Source organism: Streptomyces sp. CB02923 (assembly GCF_001905005.1).
Lineage (GTDB): Bacteria > Actinomycetota > Actinomycetes > Streptomycetales > Streptomycetaceae > Streptomyces.
Window position 1 is genome coordinate 235,482 of the sequence record NZ_LWKZ01000028.1, and the last position, 13,827, is coordinate 249,308.

Sequence of the window (13,827 nt, forward strand, 5' to 3'; positions counted from 1 at the left end):
ACCCCCCCCCCCCGCGCCCCCTCGGCCGCCCTGCCCCCCCGTCACCCCGTCCTCCCCCTCGCCCCGCCGTCACCCCACCCCAGACACCCGAGGAGCCGACCATGTCACCGTCCAAGCCGCCGAACGCGCCCTCGACCACGCCTCCGCTCGGCCACTCCCCGCGCCGCGTCTCCATGACCCCGGGTGCGCTCCGCGTGCGCGCTGCCGCCGCCAAGCTGTTCTACGAGCGCGGCATCCACGCCGTCGGGGTCGACCTGATCGCGACCGAGGCCGGGGTCACGAAGAAGACTCTCTACGACCGGTTCGGCTCCAAAGAACAGATCGTCGTGGAGTACCTGGCCGAACGCGACGAACGCTGGCGCGTCTTCCTCGCCGAGCACCTCGAAGCCGCCGGCCCCGGCCCGGCCGACCGCATCCTGGCCGTCTTCGACGCCTCGCACGCCTGGTCCGTGGAGCACAGCACCAAGGGCTGCAGCATGGTCAAGGCGCACGCCGAGATCAGCGACCCGGCCCACCCGGCGTACGCGATCATCACCGGCCAGAAAGCCTGGATGCTGGCCCTGTTCACCGACCTCACCCGCGTTCTGGCCGCCCCGGACCCGGACCACCTGGCCCGCACTCTCCTACTCCTCCACGAGGGCGCCCTGGTCACACACGGCCTGGCCGTCTTCCCCTCCCCCATCCTTCACGCCCGCGCCCAGGCCCGATCCCTCCTCCCCGCCTAACACCCCCTCAGCCGCCCCCCCCCAATTCCCTTCTCCCCCTAATCCCCCCTCCCTCTTACTCCGCCCGCCTCACCCCATCCCTCTCCGGCAGCCCCTCGACCGCTATCCGGTCGAACCGGCCGAGCCGCCCCGGCGTCAAGCCGTTCCGCTCCGCCGTCACCTCGAACCTCCCGGCCGGCCACCCCAGCAACGCCGCCGCTTCCTTCGCCGTCACGCTCCGCTCCAACCACCGCAGCCGGTCGCCCACCACACCCGCGACCAGTTCCCCGTCCAGCGCGTCCAGACTCTCCAGGCTGTACATCGGATATCCCCGGAAGTCCCCCACCGGCCGAAGGTGCCCTTCCCCCGCCAGAGCCCGCACGTCCTCCCGCTCGACCTCCAGCTCCGTACGCCCGGCCAGATGCTTCGCCGCGTCGACAGATCCCACCCCGGGGTGCTCACCCAGCGCTTCCCGGATCTCGTCCACCCGCTCCCGCAGCCCCTCCACCACCTCGCGCGACCAGCGCTTGCCGTCCACATCCGGCGGCGGGATCATCCCCCGCTGCTCGGCCCGGCCGGCCTGCCACCGCTGGAGCTCCAGCTCACTCGCCAGCTGATGCGGCCCGAACGAATCCCCCTGGACCGTCTTACGTCGCCCGGCTTTTTCCGCGTCCTGCGCCGTCACGTAGTGCTCGTCGCCCACCAGGGACAGGATTTCCTCGACGCGGTCCGGCAGCGTCTTGGCCACCCCCTCCGACCACCGCTCGTCCCCGACATCCGGGGGCGGAATCAGCCCCCTGGTCTCGGCACGCCGTACGTGCCGCGGCTCGATCCCCAGCCACTCGGCCAGCTGATGCGGCCCGAACGCCCGTTCCTTGGCCATGTGCCCTCCCGTTGCCACCGCCATCGGATACCCGATCACGTACCCATGACGGAGCCCACCGGCCCCGCAAAAATCAACTTTAGGGCCCGGCGCCAACAATCAACTGGCCTGTGGACAACCCGCGTTCCGCCCTGTGCACAACCACGTTCCGCCGAGCAGGCCGTAACGGCGAGAGGTACCGGCAACCCCTGCATGACCTGGGCAATAGGAGCAGTGGGAGCGGAAACGACGGTGACAGCCGTGATGCTGCGGCAGTCATATGATCTGCCGAATACGGCCTTGCAACACACAGCAGAAATCCCGGCCGGACGGTGACCGTCTGACCGGGATCTCATGGGCTGCTCGCGAGTTGACCGCGAAGCCCGTCGGTGGACCTGAGGGGATTCGAACCCCTGACCCCCTCGTTGCGAACGAGGTGCGCTACCAGCTGCGCCACAGGCCCTTGCGACGAGTGAAACTCTAGCATCCTTGTCCGGGTGCTCAAAAATCGCTTCCCGTGCTGGTCAGCTGCGGGCAGTCACTCGTTCGCCGCGCGGGGCCGGTCGTCGTCGGCGTACTGGTCGAACAGGGGGGTGCGGCCCCGGGAGCGGCGGCCGGACGCGGAGCGGCGGCGCGGGTCGGGGGCGGGGGCCGGCTGGGGGGTTTCGGTGGCCGGGCCGGAGCGGGCGGAGCTCCAGGCGTCGTCGGCGTCCAGGTCGACGTGGCTGGTGGCGCGCGGGGCGACCGGGGCCGTGACGTAGGTCGGGAGCGGGACCGGGACGGGATCCCAGCCGCCGGGCTCGGCGCGCTCGCGTTCGCGCTGCTGGTCGACCCACTCCGCGTGGTCGGTCTCCTCCACCAGGGCCCGGCGGCCGGCTGTCGACGCCGGTTCCGGACGGGCGGTGGGCGCGGCGGGGCGCGCCGGGGCGGGGAGGGCGGAGGCGGCGTCCTCAGCGGGGGCTTCGTCGGCGGGAGGCTGCTGGGACGCCTGCTGAGGGCGTGGCCTGCCCTCCCGTAGCCGTTGCGCGGCCGCCTCCGCCTGGCGCTGGTCCATCGTGAAGGTGAAACGGCGCCGTTCCTGGGCGCGGAGGTAGACGATGTACGCGCTGAGGAGTATGGCGGGGATGGCCGGTGCCCAGAGGAAGGCGAAGCCGCCGACGGCTGCGATGACCGTGCCGATGGTGAAGGTGAAGAAGAGGACCGTGGTGGTGCGCCGACGGCGGGCCAGGACCTTGGCCCGCTTCATGCGGTCGGCGGTGGGGGCCCGTCCGAAGCCGGGTTTCTTGCCGGGGCGGGGTGCCGCTCCGGGCGCCGCGACGCCCGCGGAGGCGGGCCTGCCGCCGGGCGGCGCGGCACCGGCCGCGGCTGCCTGCTGGCGCTGAGGGGCGGGCGGGGCCTCGTTCGCGGGCGCGTCGAAGTCCCGGACGTCGGCCTCGTCGGCCGTGGCGTCCGGCTCACGCGCATCGCTCGCATCGTCGGTGGAACGGCCGCCTTGCCCTTCCAGCCCCTTGGCGTAACGGCGCTCCATGGCCGCGCGCCCCGAAAGGAGCCGGATGGCGGTACTGAAGCGCTCCGTCGGCCGGGCTTCATTGAGCTCGTCCTGCCTGCGGAGCCACATCGGCACCAAGTAGGCGGCCCAGGCCCCGACGATGACTGCGTAGATGAGGCCGCTGCTGCTCACGTCTCACACGGTAGAGGGGTTTGCGGGGGGCCATCCGCCAATTGAGCCGGTGTGTCGCACGATCTGGCTGATATCTCGAACTTTTTTTGTGATTGTTGAGATCAGCCGCACGCGTTTGTGGCCAATTGGTGAAACGGTTCGAACATTTATTTTATTTGTGGGGTGTGCTGGGCTTCTCCCGGTGCCAGCGGCTCAACAGCCCCTCGGGCACCTCCTCCGCGGTCAGCGCGAATACGAGGTGGTCGCGCCAGGCCCCGTCGATGTGCAGATAGCGCGGCCGCAGCCCCTCCTCGCGAAAGCCGAGTTTCTCCACGACCCGGCGGCTGGGCAGGTTCTCCGGCCGAATACAGACCTCGACGCGGTGCAGGCCCACCGAGCGGAAGCAGTGGTCGACGGCGAGGGCCACCGCGGTCGGTATGACGCCGCGGCCGGCCACCGCCTCGTCGACCCAGTAGCCGACATGGCCCGAACACATCGAGCCCCAGGTGATACCGGCCACCGTCAGCTGCCCGGCCAGCCGGCCGCGGTGCTCCACGACGAACGGCAGCATCCGGCCGGCGTGCGCCTCCGCGCGCAGGTGGCGGACCATCTGCCGGTAGGTGGGCCGGTGTGGCGAGGGGATGCCCGGCGGGGGCGGCGGGATGGTCGCTTCCCAGGGGCGCAGCCAGTCGCGGTTGCGGCGGTTGACCTCACGCCAGGCCCGTTGATCGCGCAGCTTTATCGGGCGGAGGGCGGTTTCACCGTCCGCCAGTACGGCGGGCCAGGGGGCGTTCAGTGTGCGCTCCCGGTGGCGTCCGCGTCCGGCGGGGTGTGGTCGCCGCCCCGTAGCTGGTCCACCGCGTGCGGGAGGAGGTCGGCGAGGACGGCCAGTCCGTCGCGTACGCCGCCGGTGGAGCCGGGCAGGTTGACGATCAGCGTACGGCCCGCGACTCCGGCCAGGCCGCGGGAGAGCGCGGCGGTGGGCACCTTCGCCCGGCCCGCGGCGCGGATCGCCTCGGGGATGCCGGGGACCTCGTGATCGATGACGCGGCGGGTGACGTCGGGGGTGCGGTCGGTGGGCGAGATGCCCGTACCGCCGGTGGTCAGGACGACGTCGTACGCGGCGGTGACGGCGGCGCGCAGCGCGGCCTCGACCGGGTCGCCGTCCGGGACCACCTGCGGTCCGTCGACCGTGAAGCCCATCGCGGCCAGGCCCTCGGCCAGCAGCGGGCCCCCCTTGTCCGCGTACACGCCGGCCGCCGCACGGTTGGACGCGGTGACGACGAGGGCCCGGGGAGGAGAAGGGGAAGAGGGCGGCTGGTGGGGGTATTGGGGCTGGGGGTGCTGAGAGGGGGAATGCCGGGCCGCCGAGCCGGGGCCCGGATGGTCCGCGGTGGCTCCCGGGCCCGGGTTGGCTGGGGTGGCGGCGCCGGGCGCGCCGGGGGCGGTGCCCGGTCCCGGGCTGGGACGGGGAGCCGCGGCGGCGGGCCGGTCGGTGGCCGTTCCCGGGCCCGGGTTCGGTGTCGGGTTCGGACCCGGGTTCGGAGTCGTACGCGGCTCGCCGTCGGGTGCGGCGTCCGGTCCCGGGTCGGCCGTTCCGCGCCGTACGCCCTGGCCCCGGTCCTTGTCCGCGGTCACGACCGGCTCCAGTGGCCCGACTTGCCGCCCGTTTTCTCCTCTACCCGTACGTCGGTGACGACCGCGCCCTTGTCGACGGCCTTGACCATGTCCACGACGGTCAGGGCGGCGACCGAGACGGCCGTCAGGGCCTCCATCTCGACGCCCGTGCGGTCGGTGGTGCGGACCGTGGCGAGGATCTCCACGGCGTCGTCGGCCACCTTCAGGTCCACCTCGACCCCGGACACCGCGAGCGGGTGGCACAGCGGGATCAGGTCGGGGGTGCGCTTGGCGCCCATGATGCCCGCGATGCGGGCGGTGGCGAGCGCGTCGCCCTTCGGGACGCCCTCTCCGCGCAGCAGCTCGACAACGCGCGGCGAGACCAGGACGCGGCCGCTGGCGCGGGCGGTGCGCGCGGTGACGTCCTTCCCGGAGACGTCGACCATGCGGGCCGCGCCCGACGCGTCGAGGTGGGTGAGATCTTGCTGGCCGCTGCTCATCGTTCTCCCGGTCCGGACCGTGCCGCCTGTGCGACGACACCGTACCCGCAGGCGTCTGCCGTCACCCGGCTACCCGGCGAGGACGGCACCCACGGCCCGCCGGACCCCGGCGCCCACCCCACCTCCGGCCAAGCCCTGGCGAGGCCGCACGCGATCTCGCACGCACGTCCGTACTCGGTCCGACGCCCGATCCCGCACACGATCCGGCACGCGCCCCCGTAAGCCGCCCCATAGGCCGCACCGTAAGCCGCCCCGTAAGCCGCCTCGTGCACTCACGAACCCCGCACCCCGGCTTCCCGGTCGTCTCCTTCCTCCCTCTCCTTGCTCTCCCTCCTCTTTCACCCCAGCAACACCACCTCCACCTCCGCCCCCTCCGCGACCTCCGTCGTCTCCTCCGGGACCACGATCAGCGCGTTGGCCTGGGCGAGCGCCTTGATCAGGTGCGATCCGGCGCCGCCCACGGGCGTGACGGTGGTGGTGTCGGCGTCGTACCAGCCGCGCAGGAACTGCCGCTTGCCCTCCGGCGAGGAGGCGATCGGCGCGCCGCAGGTGGCCCGGGAGGTGTGGCGGTGCACGTCGGGCAGGCCCATGAGCGTACGGATGGCGGGGCGTACGAACAGTTCGAAGGATACGTACGAGCTGACCGGGTTGCCGGGCAGGGCCAGCAGCGGTGTGCGGTCCGGGCCGATGAGGCCGAAGCCCTGCGGCTTGCCGGGCTGCATGGCCAGCTTGCGGAACTCGACGGTGCCCTCCTCGGCGGAGAGGTCCGCGAGGGTCTCCTTGACCACGTCGTACGCGCCGACGCTGACGCCGCCGCTGGTCACCAGGATGTCGGCCCGGATGAGCTGGTCCTCCAGGGTGGCGCGCAGCGTCTCGGCGTCGTCGGCGACGGCGCCGACCCGGTAGGCGATGGCGCCGGCCGCGCGGGCGGCGGCGGTGAGCTGGAAGCTGTTGGAGTCGTGGATCTGGCCGGGGGCCAACTCTTCTCCGGGCTGGACCAGTTCGCTGCCGGTGGACAGCACCACGACCCGGGGGCGCGGCCGGACCCGGACCGTGGCGCGGCCGATGGCGGCGAGCAGGCCGGTCTGGGCGGGGCCGAGGACGGTGCCGGCCGGCAGGGCCAGTTCACCGGCCGGGACGTCGCTGCCCCGGGCGCGGACGTACTGGCGCGCGTCCACCGGGCGGTGGACCCGGACCTCGCCGCCGGCGGCCTCGGGCGCTGCGCTGTGCGCGCGCATCGCCTCGGCGGGCCCGCGGCCCGTACCGCCGTCGGTCCACTCCACGGGGACGACGGCCTCGGCGCCGGGCGGCAGCGGCGCGCCGGTCATGATCCGGGCGGCCTCGCCGGGGCCGACGGCGGGCAGTGCGGCGCTGCCGGCCGCGACGTCGCCGACCACGGTCAGCGCGGCGGGGAAGTCCTCGGTGGCGCCCGCCACGTCGGCGACGCGGACCGCGTACCCGTCCATGGAGCTGTTGTCGAAGGGCGGCAGGGCGGCGGGGACGGTGACGTCCTCCACCAGGACGCACCCCAGCGCGTCGAGGAGGTGGAGTTCGATCGGCTCCAGCGGGTGGATCTTGGACAGTACGTCGTCGAGGTGGTCGGCCACCGACCAGACGCGTTCCTGGTGGGTGGTCCGGCCGGTGGTGGCGCTCACGGTGTCACATCTCCTCGCTGACGAAGCTGCGCAGCCAGGTCCGGAACTCCGGGCCCAGGTCCTCACGTTCGCATGCCAGTCTGACAATGGCGCGGAGGTAGTCGCCGCGGTCCCCGGTGTCATAGCGGCGTCCCTTGAAGACCACGCCGTGTACGGGGCCGCCGAGGCTCGGGTCGGCGGCGAGCGCCTGGAGGGCGTCGGTCAGCTGGATCTCGCCGCCGCGGCCCGGCTCGGTGGTGCGCAGCACCTCGAAGACGGCCGGGTCCAGGACGTAGCGGCCGATGATGGCAAGGTTGCTGGGGGCGTCGGCCGGATCCGGCTTCTCGACCAGGTCGGAGACGAGCACCACGTCGTCGTCGCCGTCGGGCGCGGCGGCGGCGCAGCCGTAGAGGTGGATCTGCGCGGGGTCGACCTCCATGAGGGCGATGACGGAGCCCCCGTACTGCTCCTGTACCTCGATCATGCGCTGGAGCAGCGGGTCGCGCGGGTCGATCAGGTCGTCGCCGAGCATGACGGCGAAGGGCTGGTCGCCGACGTGCGGGGCGGCGCACAGCACGGCGTGGCCGAGGCCCCTGGGGTCGCCCTGGCGGACGTAGTGCATGGTCGCCAGGTCGCTGGACTCCTGGACGCGGGCGAGCCGCGACTCGTCGCCCTTGCGGTCCAGGGCCTCTTCGAGTTCGTAATTGCGGTCGAAATGGTCCTCAAGGGGACGCTTGTTGCGGCCGGTCACCATCAGGACGTCGGAGAGTCCGGCGGTGGCGGCCTCCTCCACGACGTACTGGATGGCGGGTTTGTCGACGACCGGCAGCATCTCCTTGGGCGTGGCCTTGGTCGCCGGGAGGAAGCGGGTCCCGAGACCGGCCGCCGGGATGACAGCCTTGGTGATCCGAGTACGCGATGGAGTCATGCGGATCACGATAACCGTCGCTCTGCGGCGGAAGATGGGGTCCCGGGAACGGGTCACAGGAGCGGGAGCGACGGCGCATCATGAGTGGTTACGACGGTACGAAGCGCGGGTTGCGGCGCGATCTCCTGGACGTGAGGGCCCAGTTGCCGGGCGGTGAAATCCGGGCGGCGGGGGCGGTGCTGGCGCGCCGGGCGCTGGCTCTTCCGGAGCTGGCGGGGGCGGGCACGGTCGCCGCGTACGTGTCGGTGGGGCGCGAGCCGTCCACGCACGCGCTGTTGGACCAGTTGCACGCGGCCGGGGTGCGGGTGCTGCTGCCCGTACTGCTGCCGGACAACGATCTGGACTGGGCTCCGTACGACGGCGCCGAGGGCCTCGTACGCGCCGGGCGGGGGCTGCTGGAGCCCGCCGGGCCCCGGTTGGGGCCGCAGGCCGTCACCGGGGCGGACACCGTGCTGCTGCCGGGGCTGGCGGTGGACCGGCGCGGGATGCGGCTGGGCCGCGGCGGCGGGTCGTACGACCGGGTTCTGGAGCGGCTGGAGAAGGCGGGCGTGCGGCCGGCCAGGGTGGTGCTTCTGTACGACGCGGAGGTACTGCCGGAGGTGCCGGCCGAGGCGCACGACCGGCCGGTGGACGTGGCGGTGACGCCGGGGGGTGTGCACCGGTTCGCCGGATAACCAGCTTTGTGGCCGTATTCGAGCGGTACGGACACATTCGCGGGCCGGCAGGTGGGCAGTCCGCCCGTGAGCGGCAGAAAGCCAGAACGGCACAGCGGCAGAACCGCAGAAAGCCGGAACGCCGGAACGCCACCGGGCGGGCCCGAAGAATCTCGGACCCGCCCGGCCTGCGAGGTCAGTGCCCCGGCACGGCGACCGTCACGGTGACAGGGTCAGCGTGTCCTTGGCCGCGGCCTTGACGGCCTTCTGGGAGAAGGCCCACGGCAGCAGTTCGCCCTTGGCCCACTTGTCCGTCTGGTCGTAGTAGTGCGAGCTGTACGCGTGCCCGGAGGCGCCCGTCAGGTTGATCCAGCGCGACTTGTCCAAGTCGGCCAGGTTGACGACCATCCGCATCGACGGGACCCAGGTGACCCCGTAGCCGCCGGCCGCGTTCCAGCCGGTGGCGTCGACGGCCGCCTCGCCGCCGCCCAGGTTCCAGGGGCCGCGGTTGAAGAGGCCCTGGAGGATGCCGGGACCGCTGGTGCCCAGGGTCTGGTTCTTCAGGAACATCTGGTGCAGGCGGCCCCAGCTCCAGTTGTCGACGTTCTTGCCGAGCTTGCTGGTCAGCTCGTAGCGCGCGTCCCGCATGGCGTGGCCGAGAAGCTGGTCGCGGTTGGCGTCCTGGACGCGTCCGGGCCGGGACTCGGTCTTCCACCAGTCGTTCTTCGGGTCCTCGATGATGGACCGGACGACCTCGTACCAGCGGTCGCCGCCGTCGGGCTGTGCCTGGTCGGGGGCGCGCTCGCCGCACTCGCGCACGGGCCTGTCCTGGTCGTCGGCGGGGCCGGTGTCGTCGGCCGCGCGGACGTTGAGGCACTGGCCCTCGACCCGCAGTTCCTTGGGCATCTTGTTGCCGAAGGCCAGCTTGAGGGTGTTGCGCCAGACCGCGTTGAAGTACGCGGCGGCGGCCGAGTCGGGCTCCTGGGTGTAGTCCCAGCCCTCCAGCAGCTTCTGCGCCTCGCGGACGTACGCGTCGTCCACGTTGATCTTCAGCAGGTAGGGCGTCAGCAGCTTGGCGATCTCGCTGCTGTTGTCCATCTGCATCGTCTGCATGTCGTCGGTGGAGACCTTGCCGCCGTCCTTGATCTTCGACTGGATGAGGTCGTTGATCCGCTGGCTGCGGGCGCCGTAGCCCCAGTCCTTGGTCAGCAGGTACGGGTACTTGTCCGGGTCGACGACGGCCTGGTTGGCGGTGACGATGTAGCCGCGCGCCGGGTTGTACTCGTTGGGCAGCGCCTTCTGGGGCACGTAGCCGTCCCAGCGGGCCTTGGGGTCCCAGCCGGGGGCGGGCAGCGTGCCGTCGTAGCCCTTGCCGCGGATCGGGATGCGGCCGGGCGCCTGGTAGCCGATGTTGCCCTTGGTGTCGGCGTAGATCAGGTTCTGCGACGGCACCTCGAAGTCGGCGGCGGCCTTGCGGAAGTCCGTCCAGTTCTTGGCCCGGTTCAGTTCGAAGACCGCGTCCATCGACTTGCCCGGCTCCAGGGCGGTCCAGCGCAGCGAGACGCCGTAGCCGTCGCCGCGGTCCGGTGCCGCGTTGCCGACCGGCGCCTGCTTGCCGACCCGGGACATCTCGTCGTCGCGGTCGGAGATCAGCGGGCCGTTGTCGGTCGAGCGGACCGTGATCTCGCGGTCCGCGCCGCCGGCGACCTTGATGGTCTCCTTGCGGGTCTTGTACGGCTGGAGCTTGTCCTTGGACAGGTACCCGTTGGCGTTGATCTTCTCCAGGTACAGGTCGGTGACGTCGGCGCCCAGGTTGGTCATGCCCCAGGAGATGTCCTGGTTGTGACCGATGACCACGCCGGGCATCCCGGAGAAGGTGTAACCGGAGACGTCGTAGTTGCACTTGGCGCTGGTGGTGCGGCAGTGCAGACCCATCTGGTACCAGAGCGACGGCATCTGGGGGGCCAGGTGCGGGTCGTTGGCGAGCAGCGGCTTTCCGGTGGTGGTGTGGGCGCCGGAGACGACCCACGAGTTGGAGCCGATGCCGTTGCCGTTGGGGCCGAGCAGGGCCGGGATCTGCTCCAGGGACTTGGAGACCGAGGCGAGCTGGGACTTCACGCCCTGGGTGGCGGAGGAGGCGGAGTGCAGGCTGGTGCCGGTTCCCGTGCCGGTGCCGGTTCCCTGGCCGGTACGCGTACCGGCGCCGCCCCCCGTACCCGTACCTGAACCCGTGCCCGTACCCGTGCCCGAATTCAGGCCGGAGTTGCTCTGCCCGGAGTTGCTCTGCCCGGAATTGTTCTGCGAGCCGCCGCTCGGGGTGGCCTTGGCGTCGAATTCCTTGGTGGCCGGGTCGACCGCGCCGCCCTCGACGATCGGCCGGTTCCGCTTGGCCGGGTACTTGGGGTAGAGCTGGTCGATCTGCGTCGGGCTGAAACGACTGGTCATCAGGGCGCGGTCGATCTCGTCCTGCATGTTGCCGCGCAGGTCCCAGGCCATGGCCTTGAGCCAGGCCACCGAGTCGACCGGGGTCCACTTGTGGGGCTTGTAGTCGTTCTGGAAGCCGAGGGCCGCGTACTCCAGGGAGAGCGCCGACCCCTCGTGGTCCTTGAGGTAGGCGTTGACGCCGTCGGAGTACGCCTGGAGGTACTTCTTCGTCTCCGGGGAGAGCTTGGTGTCGTACTCCCGCTGCGCGACGTCGTGCCAGCCGAGCGTGCGCAGGAAGGCGTCGGTGTCGACCTGGCTCTGGCCGAACATCTCCGAGAGGCGGCCGGCCGTCATGTGGCGGCGCACGTCCATCTCCCAGAAGCGGTCCTGGGCCTGGACGAAGCCCTGGGCGCGGAAGAGGTCTTCGTCGGTGTCCGCGTAGATCTGCGGAATGCCGTTGCCGTCGCGCGAGACGTCGACGGGGGCGGTCAGGCCGGCCAGTTTGAGGGAGCCGGTGGTCTGGGGGTACGAGGCGCGGACGGTGCTGACGCCCCAGAACGCGCCGTAGCCGATGCCCGCCACGAGCAGAAGCACGACCGTGATCGCGACGAGGCGGCCGCGCCGCCCCTTCTTCTTCGGCTTCTTCGCAGCCTTGTCAGGGGCGGGGGCGGACTTGTTGGCGGGCATCTCTGTCCTTCGAGGGGCAGGGTGGGAGTGCTGGAGCAACCATAGGCGCACGGGTCCGCCGAGCCCTACGCGGTGTAGCCGCCGGCACCTCCAAGATTCAAGCAATGGTAAATTGTTAGTCTCAGTAACTAGATACGGTAAGGAAAGCTCACCCGTTCCACCCCCGTGCCCGACTCCCGTGCCTGACCGGCCCGCCACGAGGAAGGACCAGTCCTGACTGTCGACCGCCTCAACGAACTCCTGCTGATCTGCGCCCTCGTCCTGCTCATCGCGGTCGCAGCGGTACGCGTCTCCTCCCGTAGCGGGTTGCCCAGCCTGCTCATCTATCTGGGGATAGGCATCGCCATAGGGCAGGACGGATTCGGCGGTGTCGTCTTCGACAACGCCGAGCTGACCCAGATACTGGGCTACACCGCTCTGGTCGTGATCCTGGCCGAGGGCGGCCTCGGCACGAAGTGGAAAGAGATCAAACCCGCGCTGCCCAGGGCCGCGGTGCTGTCGACGTTCGGTGTCGCGGTGAGCGTGGGGGTCACCGCGGCCGGAGCGCACTACCTCGTCGGCCTGGACTGGCGCCAGGCCCTGCTCATCGGCGCGGTGGTCTCCTCCACGGACGCCGCGGCGGTCTTCTCCGTCCTGCGCAACGTGCCGCTGCCCTCCCGGCTGACCGGCGTCCTGGAGGCCGAGTCCGGCTTCAACGACGCCCCCGTGGTCATCCTCGTCGTCGCGTTCTCCACCGCCGGACCGGTGGAGCACTGGTACACGCTCATCGGCGAGATCGCCCTGGAGCTGTCGATCGGCGCGGCCATCGGCCTGGCCGTCGGCTGGCTCGGCGCGTACGGGATGCGGCACGTGGCGCTGCCCGCCTCCGGTCTGTACCCGATCGCGGTGATGGCCATCGCGGTCTCCGCCTACGCGGCGGGCGCGCTGGCGCACGGCTCCGGCTTCCTCGCCGTCTACATCGCCGCGCTGATCCTCGGCAACGCGAAACTGCCGCACTCCGCCGCCACCCGCGGCTTCGCCGAAGGGCTCGGCTGGATCGGCCAGATCGGCATGTTCGTGCTGCTGGGCCTGCTGGTCACCCCGCACACCCTCTTCGACGACGCGGTGCCGGCGCTGATCATCGGCATGATCCTGACGATCGTCGCCCGGCCGACGTCCGTATTCCTGGGATTGCTGCCCTTCAAGGTGCCCTGGCGGGAGAAGGCGCTGCTGTCGTGGGCCGGGCTGCGCGGCGCCGTACCGATCGTGCTGGCCACCATCCCCATGGTGGGCGGTGTGCCCGGCAGCGACCGGGTCTTCAACATCGTCTTCATCCTGGTCGTCGTCTACACGCTGATCCAGGGCCCGACGCTGCCCTGGCTCGCCAGGAAGCTGCACCTGGGGGACGACGAGGAGGCCGCCGACCTCGGGATCGAGTCGGCGCCGCTGGAGCGGCTGCGCGGCCATCTGCTGTCCACCACGATCAGTACGAAGTCCCGGATGCACGGCGTGGAGATCAGCGAACTGCGGCTGCCTCCGGGGGCCGCCGTCACCCTCGTCGTACGGGACGGGACCAGCTTCGTACCGACGCCGACGACCGTGCTGCGGCGCGGGGACGACCTGCTGGTCGTGGCCACGGATCCGGTGCGGGACGCGGTCGAGAACCGGCTCCAGGCGGTCTCCCAGCACGGCAAGCTGGCCGGGTGGCTGGCACCGGGCCCGCCGGCCGGGCGGCGGCCCGGCAAGAAGGCGGGAGTACGGCCCGGCGACCCTTCCGGAGGGCGGTCCGGAGACCGGCCGGACGGGAAGATCAAAGGGGCGCCGGACAGGAAGACCGGAGGGGCGCCGCCGCACACTCCGGCGCGCTGACCTGGGACGGGGCCTGGGACGGGACGCGGGGCGCGAGGTAGGTCGCGGGGTGGGCCACGGGCCCGCCGAACCGTAGGAAAGATGGCGTGAAGCCCTGGTCGATGCCAGGGCTTCACGCCTGTCGGTACCCGTATCGGCCTGTAGTATGAATCAGCAATCAAAGGAACCAACTCTGCCTGACGCAGAGCTGGCGCGACCGCTCGGCGGCCGCGGTCCCCTGCCACACGCAGCCACCTCCCCGGTGCGGACCACGCGGTATCACTCGGTCCTGCGCGAGAGGACAGCTCTCGGCGCGCACCCCGTGGCAACC

At 71.5% G+C, this 13,827-nt stretch carries 11 protein-coding genes and 1 tRNA gene; 3 read left to right on the plus strand and 9 right to left on the minus strand.

Features of this window, described 5'->3' with window-relative positions; all coding sequences use genetic code 11:
* Positions 1-173 precede the first annotated feature (173 nt).
* Positions 174-725, plus strand: a complete 552-nt coding sequence (locus A6A06_RS39110) for a TetR/AcrR family transcriptional regulator (protein WP_079194658.1) — start codon at positions 174-176, stop codon at positions 723-725.
* Positions 726-780: 55 nt separating this feature from the next.
* Here the strand turns inward: A6A06_RS39110 and A6A06_RS39115 are convergent, their stop codons facing one another.
* From A6A06_RS39115 to galU, 8 genes are all read right to left on the minus strand, one after another.
* Positions 781-1,587 carry a hypothetical protein gene (locus tag A6A06_RS39115; protein ID WP_073768786.1) on the minus strand — a complete coding sequence of 269 codons (807 nt, stop codon included), beginning with the start codon at positions 1,585-1,587 and terminating at the stop codon, positions 781-783.
* A 369-nt stretch (positions 1,588-1,956) separates the two neighbouring features.
* A tRNA-Ala gene (locus tag A6A06_RS39120) sits at positions 1,957-2,029 on the minus strand.
* 75 nt (positions 2,030-2,104) lie between these two features.
* Positions 2,105-3,247 carry a divisome protein SepX/GlpR gene (sepX, locus tag A6A06_RS39125; RefSeq protein WP_073768788.1) on the minus strand — a complete coding sequence of 381 codons (1,143 nt, stop codon included), beginning with the start codon at positions 3,245-3,247 and terminating at the stop codon, positions 2,105-2,107.
* Between the two features lie 151 nt (positions 3,248-3,398).
* The gene (locus tag A6A06_RS39130) at positions 3,399-4,022 is read right to left on the minus strand and encodes a GNAT family N-acetyltransferase (protein ID WP_073768790.1); all 624 of its coding nucleotides are present in this window, start codon (positions 4,020-4,022) and stop codon (positions 3,399-3,401) included.
* Positions 4,019-4,864, minus strand: coding sequence for a MogA/MoaB family molybdenum cofactor biosynthesis protein (locus A6A06_RS44095; protein ID WP_073768792.1), 846 nt, complete (start codon positions 4,862-4,864; stop codon positions 4,019-4,021). The genes A6A06_RS39130 and A6A06_RS44095 overlap by 4 nt, the downstream gene beginning before the upstream one ends.
* Positions 4,861-5,343 carry a cyclic pyranopterin monophosphate synthase MoaC gene (moaC, locus tag A6A06_RS39140; protein ID WP_073768794.1) on the minus strand — a complete coding sequence of 161 codons (483 nt, stop codon included), beginning with the start codon at positions 5,341-5,343 and terminating at the stop codon, positions 4,861-4,863. The genes A6A06_RS44095 and moaC overlap by 4 nt, the downstream gene beginning before the upstream one ends.
* Before the next feature lie 338 nt (positions 5,344-5,681).
* Positions 5,682-6,998, minus strand: coding sequence for a molybdotransferase-like divisome protein Glp (glp, locus tag A6A06_RS39145; RefSeq protein WP_073768796.1), 1,317 nt, complete (start codon positions 6,996-6,998; stop codon positions 5,682-5,684).
* A gap of 4 nt (positions 6,999-7,002) precedes the next feature.
* A complete protein-coding gene (gene galU / locus A6A06_RS39150) occupies positions 7,003-7,905 on the minus strand; it encodes a UTP--glucose-1-phosphate uridylyltransferase GalU (RefSeq protein WP_073768885.1) in 903 nt (300 codons plus the stop codon).
* An 80-nt stretch (positions 7,906-7,985) separates the two neighbouring features.
* Here galU and A6A06_RS39155 point away from each other — a divergent pair, with 80 nt between their 5' ends.
* Positions 7,986-8,579, plus strand: a complete 594-nt coding sequence (locus A6A06_RS39155) for a 5-formyltetrahydrofolate cyclo-ligase (RefSeq protein ID WP_073768798.1) — start codon at positions 7,986-7,988, stop codon at positions 8,577-8,579.
* Positions 8,580-8,777: 198 nt separating this feature from the next.
* Here the strand turns inward: A6A06_RS39155 and A6A06_RS39160 are convergent, their stop codons facing one another.
* The gene (locus A6A06_RS39160) at positions 8,778-11,669 is read right to left on the minus strand and encodes a penicillin acylase family protein (protein WP_073768800.1); all 2,892 of its coding nucleotides are present in this window, start codon (positions 11,667-11,669) and stop codon (positions 8,778-8,780) included.
* A 240-nt stretch (positions 11,670-11,909) separates the two neighbouring features.
* Here A6A06_RS39160 and A6A06_RS39165 point away from each other — a divergent pair, with 240 nt between their 5' ends.
* Positions 11,910-13,517, plus strand: coding sequence for a potassium/proton antiporter (locus A6A06_RS39165; RefSeq protein WP_443333831.1), 1,608 nt, complete (start codon positions 11,910-11,912; stop codon positions 13,515-13,517).
* Positions 13,518-13,827 lie beyond the last annotated feature (310 nt).